The organism is Geoanaerobacter pelophilus (assembly GCF_018476885.1).
Taxonomy (GTDB): Bacteria; Desulfobacterota; Desulfuromonadia; order Geobacterales; family DSM-12255; genus Geoanaerobacter; species Geoanaerobacter pelophilus.
In genome coordinates, this window is record NZ_JAHCVJ010000001.1 from 28,185 (window position 1) to 52,128 (window position 23,944).

20 protein-coding genes and 1 riboswitch are annotated in these 23,944 nt (G+C 43.1%); of the genes, 2 read left to right on the forward strand and 18 right to left on the reverse strand.

Translation table 11 applies throughout. From position 1 onward, the window contains the following. Positions 1 to 2: 2 nt before the first annotated feature. On the reverse strand, positions 3 to 545 hold the full coding sequence (locus tag KI809_RS00125) for a DUF4124 domain-containing protein (protein WP_214169497.1): 543 nt from the start codon (positions 543 to 545) through the stop codon (positions 3 to 5). A gap of 111 nt (positions 546 to 656) precedes the next feature. Here KI809_RS00125 and KI809_RS00130 point away from each other — a divergent pair, with 111 nt between their 5' ends. Beyond that, positions 657 to 1,682 carry a cytochrome c3 family protein gene (locus KI809_RS00130; RefSeq protein WP_435052242.1) on the forward strand — a complete coding sequence of 342 codons (1,026 nt, stop codon included), beginning with the start codon at positions 657 to 659 and terminating at the stop codon, positions 1,680 to 1,682. Positions 1,683 to 1,742: 60 nt separating this feature from the next. Here the strand turns inward: KI809_RS00130 and KI809_RS00135 are convergent, their stop codons facing one another. The 4 genes from KI809_RS00135 to mutL all read right to left on the reverse strand — a co-directional run bounded on the left by KI809_RS00135 (position 1,743) and on the right by mutL (position 6,123). Continuing rightward, positions 1,743 to 3,059 carry a DUF512 domain-containing protein gene (locus tag KI809_RS00135; RefSeq protein WP_214169499.1) on the reverse strand — a complete coding sequence of 439 codons (1,317 nt, stop codon included), beginning with the start codon at positions 3,057 to 3,059 and terminating at the stop codon, positions 1,743 to 1,745. A 76-nt stretch (positions 3,060 to 3,135) separates the two neighbouring features. Then, entirely contained in the window at positions 3,136 to 3,360 is a 225-nt protein-coding gene (hfq, locus tag KI809_RS00140) for an RNA chaperone Hfq (RefSeq protein WP_214169500.1), read from the reverse strand. A gap of 11 nt (positions 3,361 to 3,371) precedes the next feature. Then, on the reverse strand, positions 3,372 to 4,307 hold the full coding sequence (gene miaA, locus KI809_RS00145) for a tRNA (adenosine(37)-N6)-dimethylallyltransferase MiaA (protein ID WP_214169501.1): 936 nt from the start codon (positions 4,305 to 4,307) through the stop codon (positions 3,372 to 3,374). A gap of 4 nt (positions 4,308 to 4,311) precedes the next feature. Then, a complete protein-coding gene (gene mutL, locus KI809_RS00150) occupies positions 4,312 to 6,123 on the reverse strand; it encodes a DNA mismatch repair endonuclease MutL (RefSeq protein ID WP_214169502.1) in 1,812 nt (603 codons plus the stop codon). 110 nt (positions 6,124 to 6,233) lie between these two features. Here mutL and KI809_RS00155 point away from each other — a divergent pair, with 110 nt between their 5' ends. Further along, the gene (locus tag KI809_RS00155) at positions 6,234 to 7,688 is read left to right on the forward strand and encodes a response regulator (protein WP_214169503.1); all 1,455 of its coding nucleotides are present in this window, start codon (positions 6,234 to 6,236) and stop codon (positions 7,686 to 7,688) included. Between the two features lie 11 nt (positions 7,689 to 7,699). Here the strand turns inward: KI809_RS00155 and KI809_RS00160 are convergent, their stop codons facing one another. The 13 genes from KI809_RS00160 to KI809_RS00220 form a co-directional block, all read right to left on the reverse strand. Next, positions 7,700 to 7,912, reverse strand: coding sequence for a GSU3473 family protein (locus KI809_RS00160; protein WP_214169504.1), 213 nt, complete (start codon positions 7,910 to 7,912; stop codon positions 7,700 to 7,702). Positions 7,913 to 7,982: 70 nt separating this feature from the next. Then, positions 7,983 to 8,459: a hypothetical protein gene (locus tag KI809_RS00165; RefSeq protein WP_214169505.1), complete on the reverse strand. Its 477-nt coding sequence runs from the start codon at positions 8,457 to 8,459 to the stop codon at positions 7,983 to 7,985. Between the two features lie 94 nt (positions 8,460 to 8,553). Then, the gene (locus tag KI809_RS00170; RefSeq protein WP_214169506.1) at positions 8,554 to 10,251 is read right to left on the reverse strand and encodes an Ig-like domain-containing protein; all 1,698 of its coding nucleotides are present in this window, start codon (positions 10,249 to 10,251) and stop codon (positions 8,554 to 8,556) included. Between the two features lie 202 nt (positions 10,252 to 10,453). After that, positions 10,454 to 11,008: a fibronectin type III domain-containing protein gene (locus KI809_RS00175; protein ID WP_214169507.1), complete on the reverse strand. Its 555-nt coding sequence runs from the start codon at positions 11,006 to 11,008 to the stop codon at positions 10,454 to 10,456. Positions 11,009 to 11,062: 54 nt separating this feature from the next. Then, a riboswitch (cyclic di-GMP riboswitch) is annotated at positions 11,063 to 11,139 on the reverse strand. Positions 11,140 to 11,229: 90 nt separating this feature from the next. After that, positions 11,230 to 12,513 carry a nucleotide sugar dehydrogenase gene (locus KI809_RS00180; RefSeq protein WP_214169508.1) on the reverse strand — a complete coding sequence of 428 codons (1,284 nt, stop codon included), beginning with the start codon at positions 12,511 to 12,513 and terminating at the stop codon, positions 11,230 to 11,232. Between the two features lie 177 nt (positions 12,514 to 12,690). Further along, entirely contained in the window at positions 12,691 to 13,722 is a 1,032-nt protein-coding gene (locus tag KI809_RS00185) for an endonuclease/exonuclease/phosphatase family protein (protein ID WP_214169509.1), read from the reverse strand. Between the two features lie 148 nt (positions 13,723 to 13,870). Beyond that, on the reverse strand, positions 13,871 to 14,626 hold the full coding sequence (locus KI809_RS00190; protein WP_246559087.1) for a PEP-CTERM sorting domain-containing protein: 756 nt from the start codon (positions 14,624 to 14,626) through the stop codon (positions 13,871 to 13,873). 417 nt (positions 14,627 to 15,043) lie between these two features. Beyond that, complete coding sequence (locus KI809_RS00195; RefSeq protein ID WP_214169510.1) at positions 15,044 to 16,402, reverse strand: hypothetical protein; 1,359 nt, start codon at positions 16,400 to 16,402, stop codon at positions 15,044 to 15,046. A 338-nt stretch (positions 16,403 to 16,740) separates the two neighbouring features. Beyond that, positions 16,741 to 19,326: a CARDB domain-containing protein gene (locus tag KI809_RS00200; RefSeq protein ID WP_214169511.1), complete on the reverse strand. Its 2,586-nt coding sequence runs from the start codon at positions 19,324 to 19,326 to the stop codon at positions 16,741 to 16,743. Continuing rightward, positions 19,323 to 20,285: an NHL repeat-containing protein gene (locus KI809_RS00205; protein WP_214169512.1), complete on the reverse strand. Its 963-nt coding sequence runs from the start codon at positions 20,283 to 20,285 to the stop codon at positions 19,323 to 19,325. Before KI809_RS00205 ends, KI809_RS00200 begins: the two co-directional genes overlap by 4 nt. A 150-nt stretch (positions 20,286 to 20,435) precedes the next feature. After that, entirely contained in the window at positions 20,436 to 21,578 is a 1,143-nt protein-coding gene (locus KI809_RS00210) for a sugar-transfer associated ATP-grasp domain-containing protein (RefSeq protein ID WP_214169513.1), read from the reverse strand. Beyond that, positions 21,565 to 22,389 carry a glycosyltransferase gene (locus KI809_RS00215; protein ID WP_214169514.1) on the reverse strand — a complete coding sequence of 275 codons (825 nt, stop codon included), beginning with the start codon at positions 22,387 to 22,389 and terminating at the stop codon, positions 21,565 to 21,567. The genes KI809_RS00210 and KI809_RS00215 overlap by 14 nt, the downstream gene beginning before the upstream one ends. Before the next feature lie 168 nt (positions 22,390 to 22,557). After that, the gene (locus tag KI809_RS00220; protein ID WP_214169515.1) at positions 22,558 to 23,931 is read right to left on the reverse strand and encodes a phenylacetate--CoA ligase family protein; all 1,374 of its coding nucleotides are present in this window, start codon (positions 23,929 to 23,931) and stop codon (positions 22,558 to 22,560) included. Positions 23,932 to 23,944 lie beyond the last annotated feature (13 nt).

Genomic DNA, 23,944 nt, shown 5'->3' on the forward strand with positions numbered 1-23,944 from the left:
GGCTATTGTCGCCACTCGAACGGCACTGAATTGCGGGCCGCTTCTGCATCCAGGGCTTCAAGTTGCCGTTCAAGCTCGGTTATCCGCTCCTCATCCCTATTAATTTCATCCTCAATCAGGTTAAGAGATTGCCGCTCAGCCCTCCTCTGGGTTACCAGCCACTTCCTGCGGAATTCATTCATTCGCTCCTTCTTTCCTTTCAACCCTTCTTTAAGCCCTTTCAACTCGCTCCTGATTGTTGTAAAACGCTGAACCCAATAATCCCTGCCATTATCGGCACTTTTCAGCTCTTGAGCAGGCGGAGGCTGCGACTGTTTCGGCTCAGGCGTTACAGCAACATCACGGTTTGCATCTGTTGTTGCATTGCTCTCTTTAGGTTCCAGGTTAATAGCCTTTTTTCGATATTTACCCGGAATTGACGCCGGGTTGTCACTGAAATGCACGCCATTACTATCTTCCCACTTGTACATGGCGGCCAAGGAGGTACTCTCCAATGCACCGACCTGCAGACCAATCACCAAGAGCCAGAACCCTTTAATTTTCATTGTATTTGCTCCTTCAAAGCAGGTAATTTTCAATTTGACGTATATGCGTTACCTTGTGTATAGTGTTTGCCTTATTAATTTCGACCACCCAATTGGAGGGGCACACACATGATGTCACGCTTCAGCACACTGATCAAATCTCTCCTTATTATTCTTTTAGCCTCTCAGGCGTATGCCAAGGAAACCAAGAACGTTACTTTCACTTTCAAGAATGCCGACCCGGTAATATTCAGCCATGATGTGCACTTGTTAAAATATAACAACAACTGCAAGGTTTGTCACAATGCTATCTTCAACCTGAAACAACACAAGCGCTTTACAATGGCAGATATGGAAAAATCAAAGTCATGTGGTGGCTGCCATTCTGGAATGAAAGCATTCAGTGTTGCTGAAGAGAAGGATTGCGTTCGATGCCACAAGGGTAAGCCAAGAAACATATCATTCAAAATGAAAAAGGCTACAGAAGTGGTCTTCAGTCACTCGCTACATATCGATAAGACCAAGGGAAAATGCAAAAGCTGCCATAACGGCAAGGTTATTACCGGCTCTGACAAGAGTGTTTCCATGGCTGAGATGGAAAAAGGGAAAACTTGCGGCGCATGTCACAACGGCAAAGGAGCATTCACGGTCGCAGGAAACTGCAACCGGTGCCATAAAGGTTACCAACCCAGAGAGATCGTCTTCCCGCTGAAAGGGATCACCAATGCAGTATTCAGCCACAAGTTCCACCTCGGCATGTATCAGTGTAGTGATTGCCACACCGCAACCTTTCCTTATAAGGCAGGCGTAGCACACAAAACCATGGGCCAAATGGAGCAGGGTCAATCCTGCGGTGCATGTCACAACAGCAAAGACGCGTTCTCAACCAGCGGTGAATGTGAGCGCTGCCATGGAGGATTCAAGCCGGCGCCGATTACTTTTAAAAATGATGGCGGAGAGGTCAAATTCAACCATGCTTTCCATCTAAATGTCTACAAGTGCGTTGATTGTCATACCAAACTTTTCCCATTCAAGGCTGGCGTAAAAAAGGCAACCATGACGGATATGGAAAAAGGGCTTTCATGTGGAGGGTGTCATAACGAGGGTAAAGACGCTTTCAGTGTGAAAGCGAACTGTGAAAAGTGCCATAAGATGTAGACAAACAGCACATAATGTATTGATAAAAGAGGGGGCTCAGATGAGGCCCCCTCTTTTTATTTAATTCTTATTTCCCTTTTTGAGAAATTGCCTCTTCAAGCCCGCGTAAAGCCCTTGTGGAGATGATTCAACAACAAGGGTCCTGACATTCAACGCCCTTTCAATATCACCAGTTGTCAAATCGTCCAGAAACACACCTTCGCCTTCCTTAAGCATTACGTCGGGGATTACAATCAATGCCCCAGACTCTGCCCCATCAAGGGCTTTGATGATGTCACGGCCAGCGACCAGTCCGGTAACGGTAACAGAAGGCCCAAACAGATTGTTCTTAACGGCCACGACATCCAGGCTAAGACCTGTCTTGGCGGACAACTCCGAAAGAAACTGGCCCAGCTCATTATAAGCAGAAAAACCAGTTACAATTATTGCCTTGCCCTCACCTAGCATGCGTGCCTTTTTCAGCACCTTCATGGCTTCCTGCCGAAAAAGTGGGATCATGCCAACGCCATTTTCCAGTTGCGGAAAATCACCATATAAAGACATAGCAGGAAACGGCACATTGGCCTTGAGGTAGAATTCATCAGCAAGGAAGAGCACCGGTTCTCCAAGCTCTTTTGCAAGCCTTTTCATTTCCGGCTCCAACTCGTTGATAAATAAGGCAGCGTATGCGGCAGTTACTGGCTCTACAACGGCTAAACCCTTACGGTGACTGGTAAGCCCCACTGGAACTATGGCAATTGATGCTACCTGGGGATAGAGCGCTACCAGGTCTGCAACAGTCTTCTTAAAGGCATCGCCATCATTGATACCAGGACACAGCACAATCTGCGTATGCATTTTTATCCCGGAAGCAGCCAAGTCTGCCATAACCTCCATAATTGGAGTTATGCCCTGCTTACCCAGCAGTTCTTCGCGAAGAACCGGATCTGTTGCATGTACCGAAATATATAACGGAGAAAGCCTCTGTTTCTTGATCCGCAACAGATCTGACTTTGAAACATTGGCAAGAGTTACGTAATTTCCATAAATAAACGACAGCCGATAATCCTCGTCCTTGACATAAAGCGTTTTTCTGAGCCCTTTGGGAAGTTGATGAACAAAACAGAAAATGCACTTATTCTTGCAATGAGCCGGTTTGGGAGCAGGGATAACAATCCCGAGAGAGTTTTCATCCCCCCCCTCAATATCACATTCCCAAAGGGAGCCGTCCGGCTTTTCAATCTCAATAAGAAGATGATCGCCATCGTTCCAGTAGTGATAGTCAATTATGTCTTTCAGGACATGCCCGTTAATCGAGATAATCCGATCACCAGGCTCTATCCCCATTTCCGAAGCAATGCCCCCTTCAGTAATACTTTCAATCAGCAGACCGCTCATGCAGTAAATCTCCTGTACAGCAAAAAGAAGGGCGACCTAATGGCCGCCCTCAGTGTATTTGAGTAGTTAACCGGAACTATTGATGGAGTCTGAAAGTTCCATCAGAAGAGGTTATGGTTGCAATTGCGTGTTTATAAATAAGGATGTCCCCTTGGATCTCCATGAGCACGGAAAAGTTGTCAAACGATTTAATGTACCCTTCCATAGACTCTCCGGTCATAAGCTTTAAAACAATCTTAACCCGTTCCTTGCGTGACTGGTTAAGATATTGATCCTGGATATTGAATGGTGCCTTAGCCATAGAAATCTCCTTTAATCAAAAAATGCAATTACATGGTTTTGTATAGTATCAAAAGATTTCGGATATTCAACCCACGAAATTTCAGGGTCTCCCCTCAGCCAGGTTTCCTGGCGTTTGCCATAATGTCTGGTGTTGCGTTTGATAAGAGACACAGCCTTATCTAAATCTGTTTCTCCTGACAGGTAGCTACATATTTCGCGATAGCCGATTGATCTCATGGACTTCAATTCCCTGCCATATCCCAATGCCAAAAGCCCCCTGACCTCATCGATAAAGCCGTCATTAATCATCTCTTCAACACGATGATTGATCCTGGCGTATAACTCGGCACGCTCGACCCGAATCCCAATTTTCAGGTAACTGTAATCCTCGGTCATGAATCCATGACACCCTCTGAATTCGGATATCGGCTTCCCGGTCAGTCTGAAAACCTCCAAGGCCCTTATGATTCTTACATGGTCGTTCGGATGCAATGCAGTTGCTGAGACCAAGTCAACAAGTGCAAGTTGAGATAAAAGAAATTCTCCACCTTTGCGCTCAAGGAGCTCCTGCAACTCCATTCTATATTCGTCATCTGCAGGCGGCACTTCCGCAAGCCCTTTCAATAAGGCCCTTATATAGAGACCGGTGCCGCCAACAATTATTGGCTTTGCCCCACGAGCATGAATATCGGCAATAGCCTTCACTGCCTCTTTGCGAAAATCGCCTACCGAAAAATTCTGCTCCGGAGATACAATGTCGATCAGATGGTGAGGCACTTTGTTTTGCAGATCCTTGGAAGGTTTGGCGGTTCCGATATCCATGCCTTTATATACCTGCATGGAATCGGCGTTGACGATTTCACCACCGATTGCCTCGGCAAGCCTTATTGCAAGCCCCGTCTTTCCCGATGCCGTTGGCCCTTGAATTACCAGAATCTTGATTTTATCTCCCGGTTGAGACGTCATAAACTCACTCACCGGCCGCACTCTTTGAGCGCTTGAACATCTTTTCGATTTCAGGAAGCGTTATTTTCACGAGAACCGGCCTTCCGTGAGGACAAGTGCCGGCAAAATCGGTTTCATCCATCTGTCTTAGCAGAGCCTTGATCTCCGGCATAGTAAGAGCATGGTTCCCCCTGACAACACTATGACAGGCAACTCTTGCTAATAAGCTGTCAAGCATCTGCTCTGCCTTGACACTGCGCGAAAGCTGTTCCAGTTCGGACAGGATTTCTCTCAATGCAGCCAGATAGCCTGTAGCCGCGATCAGCCTAGGAACCGCCTTAATAGCATGGGTGGTCCCACCAAAATGCTCTACCTCGAAACCAAGGCCTTCAATCCTGACTGCATGTTCAGTCAACGTTGCTGCTTCCCCATACGACAACTCAATCGTTTCAGGGAAAAGAAGCATCTGGCTCTCGATCCCGCCTCTGGCATGCTCGCTCCTCAGACGCTGGTAGGCGATTCTTTCATGTGCGGCATGCTGGTCGATCAAAACAAGATCAGCTCCATCCTGACAAAGGATATACATTGATTTGTACTGCCCAATCACTGCAAGTGATGAGTAGTAGCCAACAGCATTGTTACCAACGTCTGCTTCCGGCAGTTGATCTTTGCGGAGTAAACTACTGCTGTCGGGAATTCTGGATACCGGGGTGAATGCGGAAAGCTGTTTTTCCTGAGCTGGATTATAGCGAGCAAGAGCATCCTTGACCCCGGACAAGCGATCTTGAGCCGGCTGGTTATCCACATACAGGGTCTTCGCCGGAGACGAAGAAGTCCGCGTTATCCAAGGTGATCGGCTCAGCACACCACCAATCGCGGCAAAGATATAATCATGCACTTTGCCTTGTTCGCGGAAACGCACTTCATGTTTGGTGGGATGAACATTTATGTCAACATCGGAAAACGGAATCTCAATGAACACGACCAGAACCGGAAACCGCCCTTTATCTATTACCCCACGATATGCCTGAATCACAGCATGCTGAACAACTTTGTCCCTTATGAAGCGACCATTTATATAGGTATACAACCCGGAAGAGTTGGAGCGGGTGAGCGAAGGCCCGCCAACCAACCCTGTTATAGAGATGCCAGTTTCAGCATACTCAACCGGCCAAAGATCAGTTAAGGCATCCTTGTTGATAAACGTGGCTATCCTTGATTGCAGATCGCCAGGCAGCGCAATAAACTGCGTCTTGGCATCGCAGATATAGGAAAACCTGATATCCGGACGGGATAGAGCCAGCCTGACAAGCAACTCGCCAACATGGCCTGATTCAGTCACAGAACTGCGCATGAATTTCAGTCGAGCCGGAGTATTAAAAAAGAGTCCCCTTACCTCTATCGAGGTACCTACTGCCATACCGTGAGCCTTGACAGTGACGATTCGCCCGCCTTCGGAATATATCTCTGCACCTTCCAGGCTACTGCTCTCACGCGAGGCAAGTACCATTCTTGAGACTGACGCTATCGAAGGAAGCGCTTCCCCTCTGAAACCGAGGGTTGCAATGGCTGCCAAATCAGCGTCCGAGGTAAGCTTGCTGGTGGCATGACGCTCTAGCGAAAGCAGCGCGTCTTCACGAGACATCCCGGAGCCATTATCAACAACCCGGATTAGCCTTTTACCCCCATTCTCTATCTCAACCAGAATATCAGTAGCCCCGGCATCAATAGAGTTTTCAACTAACTCCTTAACCACAGCGGCCGGACGCTCTACCACCTCTCCAGCGGCAATCCTGTTTGCAAGGTTTTCCGGCAATATCCTGATACGACTAGACATAAGCACCTCAACAAGTAATGGCGATAACAATAACTCACGTCCATCTGCTTGTAAAGGGAGTCGGAACTGTGGTAAACATCTGACGATAAAATGTACTCTGGAGATATGCAGTGAAGATTCTTGTTGCTGATGATAACGCTTCTGTCAGACGGATACTCGGGGCAATGCTTACAGCCTGGGGATATACTGTTGTCATTGCCGCGGATGGTCGCGAAGCGTGGAACATACTGCAACAGAAAGATTCTCCTCATTTTGCCATCCTTGACTGGATGATGCCGGAAATGGACGGCATTGACATCTGTAAGAACCTGCGATCTCTCTCGACTTCATTCCCTCCGTACGTGATTCTGCTCACCTGCCGTGGACAGAAAGAAGATGTAGTCGCCGGCTTGGCCGCAGGTGCAGACGACTATGTAACAAAGCCTTTTGAAGCTGAAGAACTAAGGGCGCGTGTTGAGGTTGGTAAACGGTACCTGGAACTGCAAAATAGCCTCAAAGAACGCATGAGTGAACTGCAGCAACAAGGGAATGAATTGAGGAAGTCAAACCGGGCGCTCATGCTTCTCAATAAAAGCAATCACTTGCTTGCTACTGCCAGGTCAGAAGATGAATTATTACAGAACATCTGCAACGAAATGGTCGATAGTGCAGGCTATCGACTGGCTTGGATAGGGCTTACATCTGAAAGCCCCAATTTGCGGCTTTTGCCAATAGCCCAATCAGGATTCGAAAATGGCGCTCTGGAGGCTATGCGCCTGGCATGGAGCGATGCAGACCCGTCAAGGAGTCCTGCAGGGAAAGCAATTCTGTCCGGCCGGCCGGCAATCATACGGAATATCTTGAACAACAAGAATTACTCTCACCGTCTGGTTGAAGCAGCGTCACGAGGATTTGCCTCTCTAGTTTCAATACCATTCACTATTGCACAGGCTCAGCAAGGCACACTCAACATCTACGCAAAGGAACCGGACGCATTTGATGGTGAAGAAATCAAACTCCTCATAAAACTTGCCGAAAACCTTGCATACGGAATCAATTCGACCCGAACTGCTAGGGAACGACGCCAGTTTGAAGAGGAGTTGCAGAGAGAGCGGGATCAGGCTCAGCTTTACCTTGATGTCGCCGGAGTGCTCATGGTAGCCCTTGACACAAACGGTAACATTACGCTTATCAACAAGAAAGGTTGCTCGATTCTCGATGACTCTCAACAGAACCTTCTTGGGAAAAACTGGTTTTCGGATTTTATGCCTGCAGACTCAAAACTTGAACTTGAAGCCTCTTATTTAAGTCTCATGGAACAAGGAATTGGTTTTCAGGAATACTTTGAGAGAACGATTGTAACGCAAAGCGGCAGCCAAAGGGTCCTTGCAGTCCACGCATCGCTTCTGCGCGACAAAGACGCAAAGATTACAGGCGCACTCTTATCAGGTGAAGATATTACAGAAAGGAAGTATGCGGAAAAAGCTTTACGTACAAGTGAGGAAAACTACCGGTCGCTTTTTGATCGAGTGGTGAGCAGTACCAGTGCGATTGCTGCGTACCGTTCAGGGTCGGAAGATTCATGACAGCATGTTACCTACATCATGAACTGGTTCGTTGCCTCGCCCATCCTACGCTCGTCACCTCTAAAATCTTTATTTGAGTTCTCTCTCAGTTGATCCCTGCCCACCCGGGCCCAGCCGTTTCCACGGCGGAATTCAAGCACACGCCCCGCCTTTATCAGCCCTTCCAAACGATGATCAACCACCATATCGTACGAACCATCCATATACCTAACCATGATCAGCATAACAGCCTCCTTGTTAAAGACGACTACTACACTTTCACTTCAAAAAGCTCTCTAATCCAATTCCTTGATGTTAATTGAAAGTGGCACTTGTTGTAATGGAAGGGAGAGCTCCTCCTCCAGCTATCCCCGGAGCATAGAAAGTTGACGTTATGTTTACTTGCGAAACATTAGGGGTATAAGAAGTCGGCACATCGCATTTTACTGTCAGGAACTCTCCAAGCGAATAACTGTTTGCACTAGGAAAACTAATTGTCAGCACCCGCTGCACTGCATCATAGGTAATTCCGGATGAAGAAAGCGTCGAACCAGCAAGCGCACCTGACAAATAGACAACCGAAGCAAGCGGCACGCCACCGCTATCTGTCTTCAACGATGAGCCCGAAGGGAGTGTAACCGTAAGGTCAAAACCACCAAACACATCGCTGGGATTAGCGCTATGAGATGAGACAACAAGTGTGGCAGTTTTTTCGGTTGCCCCCCCACCTCCGCAGCCAGCAAAAAATGCAACAATCGACAACATGATTATTAATAAAGAAAGTGGTCTCACTAGCACCTCCGAAACGAAAATAGAAGAAAGGCGACGTTACGAAACGCCGCCTTTCATTTTGGTTGTTTTTATATTTTACCGCAGATTTATCTGATCACAAGACAATCTTTCCAACGACCTGAGAAAGTATAACTATCGCATCACCGGTATCAACCTTGCCGTTAGGGCTCGACTTACCATTTATGACCGGCGCTACATCCAAACGGCTCTTTTGTGATGTTGAGGGCTTGATCTTGCCAACAGAAACCTGCATTGCCAAAGTTGCATCAGCAATATTTAGAGTGGCTGGCTGAGTTTCAACTACTATTGAAGTTTTTGCTGATGCGCTGTTGCCTGACGCATCTGTAGCGCGCACCGTAATTTCATTTGCACCAATCGGCAGATTCGCCAGACTGAAACTCCAGCTATTGCCATTTAGTGAGGCTGCATAAGGCGTAGCAGAACCAATCTGTACCGTAACGCTTGCGACGCCGACATTATCGGTTGCTGAACCACTCAGCGTCTGAGAGGTTGCCGTTGTAGGCGAGGTAACCTGATTAATGCCAACAACCGGTGCAGTGGTGTCAGGCAAGGTAACCGTAACTGTTCTGCTCAGGTTGCTCGACACATTACCCGCCGCATCCTTTGCCCAAGCGTAAAGGGTCTTTGAACCTTGCGAAGTAAAGCTGTACATAGTCGGTGCTGATGATGACCAGCCGCTTGCAGAAGCTGCAGGAGCCACTGAACTTTCACTTACCAGGTAACCGGTTACGCCTATTGCATCAGTAGCAGTTAAGCTGTTTATCGCAACATTCAGCGCAGTTGAAGTTGATGGCATTGTGAATACTGTTACTACAGGAGCAGCGGTATCTGGAGCAGGAGTTGACTCTGGTGCAGGTGCAGGTTGGGTGGCTATATTGTTTACCGTTACATAAACTGTGGATTGGCCGACATTACCTTTAGCATCATAGGCTTTTGCTATCAGAGTAACTGAACCATTAGTAGAGTTGGCAGTATTCCAGTTGTAGCTGTATGGGGGGAAATTTACTACTGCGCTGATTTCACCGTTTGCGTAAAATTCTACCTTGCTCACGGCCACATCATCAGAGGCTGAGGATTCAACCTTTACGCTGCCACTAATGGTACTGTTATTTGATGGAGAAGTAATTGAAACAGTCGGAGCTGCGATATCATTAACAACATTAACAGAAGCACTAGCTTCTGCCTTGTTGCCTGCTAAGTCATAAGCCTTTGCAGTGATAGTATAGGCACCAGTGCTTATTGCCAGAGTATCCCAGTCGAATTGGTATGGAGCTTCATTATCGGTAAAAACAAGCGAATTATTTATATAGAATTCAACTTTGGACATACCAGAATTTTCATCAGAAGCTTCAGCATTAATTAATACTGAACCGCTTACATTTGAGGTTGAGGGAGAGGTGATTGATACCGTAGGAGACACTGATTCTTTTATTGTAACTGGATTTGAAAATCCGCTTTCCAAACCACTTTGATTATAGGCCGTTACCGCAAATGAATAACTCTTGCTTGCATCAAGCCCATTGATTCTAGCTGTAGGCGTGGCGGATATTGTAGTGACTTCTGCGGCCAACACTGCCCCGTAAGAATCAAATGTATCGCCAGCTTTGTAATAAACCTTGTAACCGGCCAAGTCAGACTCACTGTTTGGAGCCCACTTAACCATAAAATCTGCCGCAAAACAAGATGTTGCCCAACTGAGAAGGGTTAGCATGGCAATTAAACCGAAGAGCAGGTTTCCTTTCGTCCCTAACTTTTCCGATCTCTTTTTCATTTCCTTCTCCTTAAACCTGGTGCTGAATTAATTTCCTTACATTCTTTTGTTTTATATTTCGCCTGTCCCCCCCTTTAGTTTGTGACTGAAGTCACTAGATTCCATTCTGTGGCATTAATGCAAAAAGCCGCGTAGTTGAATACCTTAAGGCAATCAACTACGCGGCTTTAAAGCGCGTAAAAAAACTGCTAACATGTCAAAATTAAAAAGCTATCTTACCTACCACTTTCGATAACATAACAATGGCATCTCCAGTGTCGATCTTGCCGTTCGGGGCTACCACGCCATTTTTAACAGGAGCAACATCTCCGCATGCAAGCTGTTCGGAAGTAGCATTCACCTTGCCAACGGCAATTCTCAAAGCTAGCATTACATCAGAGATATCAACGTAGCCATCGCCGGAAATATCTCCTGGCAAACAAGACTTCTCAGGATAAATTGTCACAATATCTGAAAATGAACTTTCAAGGCCTGATTGGTTATAGGCTGTCACCGCAATAAAATAAGGTGAATATGGAGAGAGCCCGCGGAGGATTGTGGAAGTGACATCAGAGACATCGATAGAAGAGGCGACCCGATCCAGCTTCAAAACATCACTGGCATTATTCCAGTAATAAACCCGGTATCCAGCAAGGTCATTTTCGCTGTTAGGACTCCATCTAACAATAAAATCGCCAGCAACCGATGAAGAAGTGAAATTCACAAAAAAACTTACTACAAGAACACTAACGATTACGATACGAAAACAAGCGCTCATGATGCCTCCAGAGGGATAAAACAAAACAGCCGGGGCCGAATACCCTCGTGGCATTTCGGCAACCCGGCTGTCTCTAGGAGACCCTATAGGCTTTCCGCCCCACCCTCACGGGTGGTTTAGTATTATCGTCTACCTGTTACTAATGATTGTGCATGAATACACTATATATTGATAACATGTCAACAAAGAATTGCTTTATTTTTAATGAAACACCATGTTTATTACAATCGCCAAACTTTAATCCCGGCCTCCTTACAAGCATTTCGATCATAAACGCCTTTTACATCGATCAATAGAGGAGATTTGCCCATAAGCGAAACCAAAGTATCTGCTGAAAGCTTGCGATAATCACTGTGTGCCACTGCAGCCACAACAGCAGCTGCGGGTTTAAGTTTGTCAAATGGCACGAGTTTAATACCATATTCGTGGAAGGATTCATCTGGATCAGCTAGAGAGTCACAAACTTGAACTTCGATACCGTAGTCCTGTAATTCATTGATAATGTCAATAACCTTAGAATTACGAAGATCTGGACAATCCTCCTTGAATGTCAACCCCATTACGGTTACCATTGCCCCCAGCACATTATGTCCAGCATGAATCATCTCCTTGACAGTACGCTGCGCTATAAACTTTCCCATACCATCGTTTATTCTGCGGCCTGCAAGTATTACCTGAGGAATATAACCAATTTTTTCGGCCTTGTGGGTAAGATAATATGGATCGACCCCAATACAGTGCCCCCCCACCAAACCAGGTCTGAATGGCAAGAAATTCCACTTCGTGCCTGCAGCAGCCAGTACATCATTAGTGTCAATACCCATATGGTCAAAAATAATTGCTAATTCGTTCATCAAAGCAATGTTAAGGTCGCGCTGGGTATTTTCAATGACCTTTGCCGCTTCTGCAGCTTTGATACTAGATGCACGGTGCACACCGGCTGTGACAACCGACTCATAGACCTGAGCAACAATTTCCAACGTATCAGCATCCTGACCGGAAACCACTTTCTTGATCTTTGTGAAAGTATGCTCTTTGTCGCCAGGGTTAATCCTCTCAGGGCTGTAACCAACTGTAAAATCAGTCCCACACTTAAGACCAGAAATGCGCTCCAGAACAGGTATACATTCATCCTCAGTGACTCCGGGATAAACAGTCGATTCATAAACAACGATATCACCCATTTTCAAAGCCTTGCCAACGGTTTCAGAAGCCTTAAGCATAGGTGTCAAATCTGGTTGATTCGCCTCATCCACTGGAGTTGGCACAGCTACTATATGAAAATCAGCGGTTTTAAGTTCATCAATTTTGTCGGTGAAAAGAATATCCGTAGACTTCAAGTCTGCAGACTCAACCTCCCCAGTCCGATCAAAACCGTCCTTCAACTCCTTGATTCTGGCAGCATTAATATCAAACCCTACAGTTTTTCTCCTCATCCCAAATGCAACCGCGACCGGAAGCCCGACATACCCGAGGCCGATAACTGAAACTACACGATCATTCATGAATTAAAGTTCCTTTCAACAGATTGAGATATATTAAAATATCGATTGGCAGACAGATAAGCCCTTTAAAGTTGACACTGTTCAACCCTACATCAGAAGCATTCAATCGTCAAATTTCAACTCCAAAAGTCTTACTTCAAATATTTCATGCGAATAAAGAGTATCCTTAAAACCAGATTACGGTGCCACAATATCTGCAATCACCGGCAAGTGATCAGACCCCACGTCAGTACCAGTTTCGCAAACCAATGGTGTCAGTCCTTTACCGATAAGGACATGATCAATTCTAACACCAACAGGAATACTCCGAACTGATACCCACTCCGTCCAGCCATACCCAAAGCCGCGCTGGGAAAAAACATTCTGATACGCACTCCAATATTTACGATAGATTGTACTTTCTACTGGCATATTGAAGTCTCCAGCGACTACTTTTGGAGATGGCAGGTTATCAACAATAGCTGAAATTTCTAACGATTTTTGCCTTCGGTATTCCGTTTCATCAATCAGCAGTTTTTTTCTTTTAAGATTGATTAGCGTCGACTTATCGAGAATAGCCTGAAGCCCATACCGTGGGCTCGGCATATGCACTGTGCAGAAAGTCAAATCACCGGAAGGAGCTTTTACAGTGCAGTATAGAAAACAAGTACGAGGCCACTTGTGCTTAGGTACATTGGCTTTTATAAAATCACCGGCTGTGACCGGGTATCGTGAATAAATATGAAGATCCCCTTCTAACAGGTGCTGCCAGCCATCAAGAGACTTGATGATAATATTTGAGGGTAGCTCCTGAAGCGCCACAATTTCAGGCTGGGTATTCTGGATTAAAGCATTCAGGGCATTTAAATCAAATTTGCCATTTTGAAGATTGCAGGTAACAATCCGCAAAGGCTTAGCAACTGGCTTTGATATCTTATTTATAGTGACATTGAACCCCATAAAAGGGCCAAGAATTATAAGTAATGCTACAACCAAAGGCAGCAATAAGCGACGGTTTATTAACAGCGCAAACGGAATAAAAAAAACAGCCGGCAGGGCAAACAGCCAGCGTGGAGCAAACAGTAAAAAAGTTATCGGCCACCAAAGGTCGCCGACAGCTAAAACAAGTACCCACGCGATGATGACGATAATAAAATAAACAATGAAGCAGATAGATATGATTGCACTGGAAATCCTACTGCTTCGACTTTTAAACTCTTGTAGGAGCAATTTAACCACCAATTAAAGATTTTTTCGCTCAAGCAAACAGATTTTTAAAAGATATTGAATCAAGGTAGTAAATTATTCCGACAAAAAAGGCGATGCACATGGGCATCGCCTTTTTATTGATATAAATTCTACTTGTATTAATAGGACGTTAGGCTTTTCTATTCTTCCGACGTGCCTTGTACCCGACAAGCCCTAACAAGCCGGCTCCGAGGAGCATCACTGTACCTGGCTCAGGTACTGGATTCTGAACAACATCGTTACCACATGACTGTGACCAAGAAAAGTCCCAAGTATCTCCAACTCTTAAAGGTGCATTGAATGTGTATGTTGTACTGTAAAGATCATCAACCAAGCCCGTAAAGTGAGCAGTTTCTCCTGTCTCAAGATCAGCATTCAACAAACTGCCAACTATCGCAACAGGCTGATTCTTACGGTCATATGCTGTGATATATGGACCGATTTGGCCAAATCCAGCACCAGTATTTAAATTTGCCCCATAATCAGTTCTGTCCGTTGATGCATTAAGAGATGAAATATCGTAAATAGCATAATTCCCAGCAGCAGTTTTATCAAATGTTCTTACGATATAATCCCAATAATGGTCATCGGCTGAATTTTTTACATTAATAAACAGGTCGCCAGAATGAAGTCCACCCCAGCCAGCCCCTGTTTTCCATGTAGGGTCATTAGTAAAAGTTATACTTGACAGCAAACCATCATTTACAACATAACTACCACCAGTAACTTGTGGTTTTCCCAGAACATCATGCGAATTTTGATAATCGCTTGAAACCCAACCTGCCCAATGTGTTGTCGGATCACCAAAACTTACAGTCGTTGCATTAGCAGTCTGGCTGTTAACAAGCAACATTGCAAGGGCGATACCCACCAATATGCGTTTCATAATAACTCCTCCTTTATTTAGCTACAGTCTGAAATTTGTAAACTATCTAATCATTGTTGAGCATATTATACAATTAATATACCAACAGCATACCAGCTTGATAATAAAGCATTTATTCTAACCACATGCTTATCTCAGCCAACACATGTAAAGATTTTCGACATAATCAGCATCATCCAATGCATTGCTGAACACTATGGGTGATGGCCACTAACCGGTTAAAATTAAACGATATAATACTATATTCATTCAAATTCTAGCCATCCAAAACACTAAAGAACAGAAGTTGTAAATTATCCCGACAAAAAAAGGCAATGCTTGTTTTCAGCATCGCCTTTTCGATCATCATTTGTATAGATTGGTGAGTGATCAGCCAATTGTCTAAAATCAGTTCATAGCCAATCCGGTTTTAGATAATTATTTGACTGGATCTACCGGCTTTACAGGTTCTACTAGAATTTCTTTTGGCACTGCAGGTGCGATAACCCCTATAGTAAATGAAGCACCAGTGCTATTGGGCACACCATTTTCGTCAATTACATACACATAAACAGTATCACCTACTTTAAAAGACCCCTTGTTAAAGGTTGTCGTTATAACTTCATTAGCCCAGGCAGTCGGTGGTTGCATTTCACAGTGCCCAGAAGCAATATAGGTATTGGCATTACACAGCTCAACCCTAGCCCAAGAATTGTCCATATAGACATCATCGGTATATGGAGTTATGCTCAAATAAGAATCTTCCACATTAGTCAGGATATATGAAATTTTAAGGGCATCAATTAAATCTCTATTATAATAATCGACTGAACTTGCACCAGGATGAACCCAGCTACAAGTATAGCCTGAACAGGTTGTTACATCTTTCAATACATACCCTGAAGCATCTCCCTTTTGATACCATACTTTATAAGTAGCATCTGCAGAGCCAGGAGTAGTGCTAGCTGAATACTGAATTCTTATGTTGCTCCACTGTTTATCAGGTAGTGTCTTGTCAGTGTTTGGCAAAACTTTAGTTGCTCCCGAGAAATTGTTCGTCATTGAAGGGGTAGTATTAGTGTAGCCAAAGGCCCCTTCTGTCGGTTTGTTATCGTCGGGCATGTATGACTGGGTATATGTTCGCTTCAACCCACTGAAATCAAACCAGCTTTCATGTCCTAAGTCTGGGTAAGCAAGAACTCCAGAGGTACTTACTATTGACTGGGCCAATTGAAATGCTTTGATTTGGTATCCTCCTGTATCACTTGCTCCCCCTGGCCCCCAGTCAAAACGAGTCCAAAAACTCACAAACGCTTTTTTGGTTTTCTTAAACCCAACATCATTCCTCCAGAACGCGGCATGACCTGTCTGGGGGCAGTTGTCTAAAGTGGCGCAAAACCCAGTGCCCGCACTGCCATGTCTAATACTTAATTTACTCCCATCATGTCTTGGATTTTCGACCGAAAACTTTGGTTCAAGAGTACCTCCCGATCTCATAGTCCAATATCCAGTGCTATCAACAGTTGCTTCGGCAGTACCATCTTCAAAATTGTCCCAACGAATAGGTGTTGCAATAGACTTGTCACCAAAATTAGTTCCGGTAATTGTCAGAGTGGTCGCAGATGGAGTCACAGCGGAAATAGTCGGTACTGGAGCTGGTGCTGCTAGCGCTGCGGATGACAAGCCAACCACAAAAAACAATAATTGCAACAAGTTACAACATGCGCTATGCCGATTAACTCTGTGAGTTATTACCTTGGTTTTAAATAACCTGCTTATTTGATTTGGGTCATTCATAACAGCCTCCATTCTTTTTGTTGCTGTCTATGGTCTACACTATCATTCCTTAGCACCATCAGTTAGCCGTCATTTGATTAATTAAAAAACTATTCCACCTTTCAGATACTTAAAACCTCTTATCAGTAATATGCAAAATTAAAATGTGATTTGAGTTACATTAAATTCAATAATACATTGACCAGCAGACCGAAACGCCTCCGAGCTCTGGTCTAATTATAACAAATTAATCAGATAATGCTTCATTTACCAAATGAGGGTGCGCCTTTAAACTGATCCTGCTGCAGCACACGCGTTAAAACCTTACAACTCGAAATCATTGGCTTTAAGTTGACAAATCACTCTATCTGCACCATTACCTGCTTATAAGAAGTATTATTCTTTTCGTTGCTTTCAACAGTTTCATTTAAAGCGTCAGCTTGAGATAGAACATAGTACAGCCCAGGGGATGTACTTGAAGGGATAGCAAGGGCACTAGCTGCTTTATTAGATGCGCCGGCAACAAGTGCAGAAACAGCTCGGCTCCCGAGGAAAATATCGGACACTTCGTGCGTCGTATTTGTTGACAGATAAAAACTTGTGGTAGAGGCATTAGCACTAGCACTACCAGAGTTTCGCGTTATATCAGATACCATTAACACTGATCCGGCAACTACGGCAGCGGGTACTGTAAGTGAAGAAATGATAAGATCTGGGCCAATACTTACGGTAGCATACTTAGTGTTATTAGTTTCATTGATTTCTGTAACAACCATTGGATCATCGGCTTTTGCTAAAATATAGAATTTACCAGCAGGAGTACTAAGAGGAATAGACGCTTCAGTAGTCGTAGTGTTTAATACCCCTGAAGCAAGTGAAGGGACAGCTCTACTACCAAGGAAGATATCCGAGGTATCAAGTAGCGTGTTGGCAGAAAGGTAGAAACTTGTTATTGTTGCGCTGGCACTACCACCACCTATGTTTCGAGTAGTGTCCGTAATATTAATAGTAGCCCCCGAAGCCGTTGTTGGAGGCACACTAAGAGCAGAAATCACTAAATCTGGCCCAATGCTTACCGATGCATATCTTGAATTGTTTGTTTTATCAGCCTCGGCTACAGTATTAGAGGCATCAGCCTTTGCAATAACGTAATACTTGGCAACAGGTAAATTATTTGGGATGAACAATGAGGTTGTTCCTGTATTGCTTTCATTTGCTGCCAGTGCATGGACGACCCTACGCCCAAGGAAAATGTCTGATGAATCAAGTGCTGTGTTGGTTGATAAAAAGAAATCCGTTGTAAATGAACCTGAGCTGCTACTTCCAATATTACGGGTTATATCCGTCAGATTTACTGTGGAACCTGCACCAGCTGTAACCGGTAGAGAGAGCGAAGTCACAACAAGATCAGGCCCGATGCGGATAGTTGCTGACTTCGTGTTATTGTTTTCGCTAGACTCAACTATTGAGCTAGTGCCAAACATATAGATGGAATCTTTTACTTCGCCATCAGCTTTCGCAGTAATCGTATATTTGCCCGGCGGTATGTCTGCAGGAAGGTTTGCAGAAATAGTTCCCGCGCTACTTCCACCAGGCTCAAGAGCAGATACCCATCTGCTGCCAAGCAATCTGTCCTCTGAAATAGCTGATGTTCTAATCAATAAGTTGAAAGTCGTTATTGATTGATTTGCTCCACCTAGGCCATTGTTCACTGTAGTATCGGTTAAGTTGATTGCTGCACCTGCCCCACCGTACGCAGGGACAGATAGTAATGATATTTGCAAATCCGGGTTTACGCTCTGAAGTACTATTTCGTCACGATACACATCCGAAACGTTTCCACAAGAATCCTTGAATCTTGCATAAACAGTCATTGGTCCATTCCCCTCAGGCATCGTCCATTTTTTTATCGGTAGATAAGCCTCCCAAGGCGACCAATTCAAGTTGTCAGCACTAAACTGCATCCACGAACATGCACTCTCAATGTCAGTGCACGTAAGAGCAAGTAATAAAGATCGACTATTAGAATACTGGGCATTATTATTTATTAATATAGTTCCATTCGGGGAATTGTTGTCAATTACGTTTTCACACTGAACAGAGTTATCAACGATTTTTTCAAGATATCCTTCAATGGACCATCCAGACATGCCATTATCGTATTGAATTTTCCACCACTTAAATTTATCACCATATTGCGGTCCATCAACAATTATCCCTGTGGAATCCTGTGGAATAACCCAAATTGATTGGCCGCAACTTAAACTGGGACAGGATCTCGCTTCAACTTCAATAGTCGTCAATATCCTATCATTTACAGCATGACCACCTTGTAGTAAATCTCTGCGGATAGGCCTATAGTAATTAAGATTACTCCATGTCCATGTTCTACGACGAGCATGCCAAGGAGCCTGCTCCAGGGATTGGATTGTCCCATCCGGATTATATTTATCGAACATTAAAATGTGGCTCCCGGAATAATTGAGAGCATCACCAGGCATCAAATTAACATTGGCACTGGCTCCAACATTTCCTAAGGCATATAAGTAACTTAACCCAAGATTTTGTTCAAAATTTGTTGTCGTATACACATACGGCAACTGCCAACTCATACTCACAAACCCAGAACAGTGATTCCCTAAATAAGTATTCCCCTCAGCCTTATCAATGGCATTATTAAACTCCTCCCAACTTTCTTGTGGAATATTAGTAGAATATGGTTCTCCCACATACATAGTCCCAGGAAGAAATTCTTTCCAAGTTCCCGAAACATAGTTATTAATAATATTCGTAGGGGTCCAAGTAGAATCAATCATTTTACTTGCATTTTGTACAATTGTCTGCCGACTAATTGAACTCCACTGATCTCCTATCCAACCGTACGAGTTCAAAGAGGGGACAAGAATACAAAAGAAAGTCAGCAGTCGAAAAAATAAAATTCTCATTCTGGACTCCTGATTATCACTTGGCCCTTTTCTGTTTTGGGGACAAATTGATATATTTTTCCTTGCTCATCAATAGAAACCAGCTTTATCACGAAGGACCTATAGTCGTTATCTAGTATAGGTATGATATCATCGTGACCACCTGAAGAACTATACTTATGAACTTCCAATATAATCTTATTACTTTCAAGTCTTTCAGCCTGAATATAAAAATTACCCCGTATATCCTCCTGCAAAAATAGAATCGATACGAGCCCCTTAAGTGGCAAGTCAATAGTTTTCATCAATGAACCATCTGAATTAAGCACTGTAATCTCGCCTTTTTTCATTCTCTGTAAAGAAACTAGATATCTCTTACCGCTTAAACTATGAATGCCTATATTACGAATAGCGGGGCTATCCTTTTGCAACACTTCTTTCAATAAACCAGAATCAATTCTTCCTACTAAAATATCTTCTTGCAGGCTTCTATTCTTTATATAGACATTGTCATGAACAATATGGAGTTCCCCCTTACTAGTCATTCCCTTCAAATCAACCAAAATCGTCGATTGTAATATCCCATATTTAGAATACTGAAAAAGCTTACCTTGCCTATCATCATGAACATAAATATTCCCATGACGATCCAAGGCCACATCATTTGCTTCAACGACATCCTCTAATGGAATTGAAAAGAAACTATTAGCTACGGGTGAATAGACCTTAATACTGCGATTAACAGTATCGCAAATATAAATATTACCTTCTGCATCGTGGGCAAATGATTCTGGACCGCTTCGATAATGGTCCTGACTAGAAAGCATGCCGACATTATCTATATGCGCTCCATAATTAATATCCTTGACAATAGTTTTAGTATACTTGCCACTCTTTACAGACTGTGCATACAAATCCTGCACTGAAACAACAAATACAGACACAATAGCAAAATATTTTATTACAGGGAGTATCTTCATTTAATACCTCCACTTGAAGAATCCAACAATATTACGTAATGTTGACTTATAGCTCAGGATAGAGTTGATATCGATGAAAAGTCACGGAAGTAAGAGGATGAATAATTATGGTTGTGATAAACAATGAAGAGTGAAAATTATTCGCAGATATTAAATAAGAGCGTCATTAATCAATAAATCATATTCCATAAACGAATTTTTCACCTTGTCATTTAATAATATCGGACCATAACTCTGTTCGAGTCCGACATTGTCATGCAATGGATTTATCTCAATTAATATAGGGCCTTCATTTGTGATCCCTATATCAAGTCCCAGCATTTTATAAAATGAAAACCCTTTCTGGATATCTTTTGCCAGTTCTACCAATTCGTTCCAATATGGAAGTTCCACATTTTCAAAAACAACTTTAGAGGTTGGATGGAATAAATATTCATTACTATTGAAATCATGGCCGATTTTTTTCAATCTACCATTCTCAATATCAATGCCAATAGCCACACCACCGGAAGAAGTGTTGTCTACATAAGCGTCACCTATACCAAATCGTGCTAATGCTCCAACAATAATTGTTTCTTTATTCTTAGTCAACAGAGTTACTATTCTTACCGTGTTAAATGAAGAGGCGATATTTTCGAGTAATTCATGCTGCTTCATGTATGCTTGGACAACAGATCTGACCTGGAGCTTCATATCTTCCAGCTTGAAGAGCTTATTTGCGTCCCTTAACATGACAATACCATTCTGTTTATAGGCTAGCAAAATACCATGTCCTCCACTACCTATACATGGTTTTATAATTACTTTATCTATTGCATTTTCACAAAAGATTTTATCTAATATTTTTACATAATTATCATCAGGATCCAAGCAACAAAATTGGGTTGGCAATGGAATATTTTTTGATTTACAAAGCTCATAGCAAACTTCTTTATCATTAAACACGACTTTATATTCTTTTTTTTGTACTTCTCTATTAAGCTTCATTCTTTGATATGGGTCATATATTGAACCATAATAAAATTTCCAATCTCTCCTATCAATTTGCCACAACTTACACAACATATAGTTATCAGGATAATACTTTAGACAAAAAAAGATATACGCTAGATCTGAAATAACAGCAAGTTTAGATTTATCACATTTTGACCAATCAATAACAAAAAAGAAATAGTAAGGTAAAGCACATAACCTGATCAATCGCCTAATGTAAGGCGTCAACACAACTGGTACTTTTTCGACAAACCCATAAACCTTTAAATATAATTCTTCTATTTCGTTACTGATTTTCATTTTTTATTATGTCCTCTAATGTCACATTCAATTGCTCATATAATTCCATCCACTTATTCCCTAAGCTGCGCCGCATTAACATTGTATTATCTACGCACCCAGGATAATTATCAATTATTTGCTTGATACCTGAAACAATTTCGTCGCAAGTATTGTTAACAAAAACTGCTTTGTCGAAATACTCAAGAAGAACCAATTTAGCAGATGTCAATAGTGGTTTCCCGGCAGATATTGCCTCATAACATCCGCATAACATGCAGTGATCGGCAGTTGTGAGAACCATTACCGCATCAACAGCAAACAGCATATTAATGTAATCAGCCTCTGGTAAGAACCCTGTAAATATAACATTTTCTTTGCAGCCATTCACAATGGCATTCCCCAGTTTTTTATAATTTCCAGTTACATACAGATTAATATTTTCCCCTTCCAGCATTTTCATAGACTGCAAAACTATATCGATAGGCTCGTCATAGCCAAATGATGATATAAGAAGTATATTAAATCCTTCTTTTAATTGTAGCTGTTCCGTTGGTTTAATTTCAGGTAATTTATCTGGCAATACAAATGGTATTCCCCCTTTATTTTCAACTAGCTCCGCTAAATACTTATTCGTAACCATTGTCAAATCAGCAAACCTAATGGTAAACCAATGAAAAAATTTAAACATAAAATGGTCAACAGACAATTTCGGTTCTTTATTGATTCTGAAAGTTGTATGCCTATCAACTATTACGATATTGTGACTAACTAATCGATAGAGACAGGCTATAAAAGCTAGTAACATTGAAGGGTTTTGAACAAAAAGCAATTGTGGTTTTTCCTGTACCAATATACTAATTGTTTGCAAACTACATATTAAATGTCTTAATGTGCCTTCTGCAGTAAGGATGTGTAACTTGCAATTGAGTATTTTAGATAGTTCAATAGTCCTTCTCTGGACTTCCCATGATATCCATATTCTTGTGTGCATTTTGGTCTAATTCTCTCTAGCCGAAATTCGGCTGACAAAGTGCTGAAATTTGTAACTTGCCGCAATTTCCAACTCATCTTTTTCAACAAGATCGACTCGCCACCTAGTATTTGGTCCCAGAGCGCGGCAGCCCTCTGCAGCGAGTATTTTACGCAGTTCTTCACAGTCGATAGCTCGGCCTTCTTGCGGCACAACCTTCACGACAATCAGATCAAAATCCTCCTGAACAATCTGAAAACTACGAATTCCCCATCCTTTATCAAATAAGCCTTCGAGCATATATACGATAAACTGGCTATGCACACGCCTGACGCCTCCCTCTAGCTCAATAAACTGATTCTGAATACGTCCCAGAACTGGACCGATACACGGCCAACCGCGACCACAATGGCATACAGGACGGTCCAAAGGAACAAGGTCTCCGACACAATAGCGAATAACTGGCATCAAAGTGTTATTTAAGTCTGTTACAACGGTACGGCCAAATCCCTCAGGTTCATCTCCAGTTCTCACAACTTCGACTAATACGTTTTCCGCAGCGGTATGACGACCACCTTCCGGACAACTGAACGAAATAATATCTATTTCACTGCAACCATACTCATCAACTATTGGTCGTCCAAGTCGGCTAAAGAGCTTCATACGCTGGTCGTCAGACATTGTTTCAGAAGTTGAGATTGCCGCTTTCAAACCTCCACGAAGCATTACTAGCTGCTCATCGTTCAAGGTATCAATAAAAAGGGCAATCAACGAGGCATAGCCATATAAATAGTCTGCACCAAAATTGATTATCTGTTTGAAGGTATTATTAAAGCAGTCTTTCCCAAGTGCTAAAGAGTCAAGACGTATCCGGTTAAGAATGAAACCTTTAAGCTGTTCGCGGTAATAGCCAGTGCTAAGTGGACGCCCCCAGAGCCGAATCTGCCTGTCACCAACCCCGATACCGTACCATTCTTGAAATAATGCGCGTGCAGCAACTGATATGCTTGTAGTTAAACGATCAGCAAGAACCAAACAAGGATCTCCAGAACTACCGCCGGTCATGCGAACAGTATGCGCTGGAAGCGCTTTTTTTCGTCGAAGTTCACTAACAGACCGATTTAGCTCGCTCTTATTCATAATAGGCCAGCGTTTCAAATCGTCTAGAGTTTGCATGTCCTTTACTGAGACTTCGTGCTCAGCAACGATGCGCTTATAAAAATCAAAAGAACAAATCCCTGCTGCGGCTACGGTACGAAATTTATCAAGTTGGCGTTCCGTAATAGTAGCTTGATCTTGCCATTGAAATTTTCGCAGTTTTTCAATATCCGCGTAAAAGGGCTCTCGACGCAGGCTAAACAAGAGAGGATAAACAATTTTTTGGGATATGTAAGGATTCATGTCACTCCTCAGT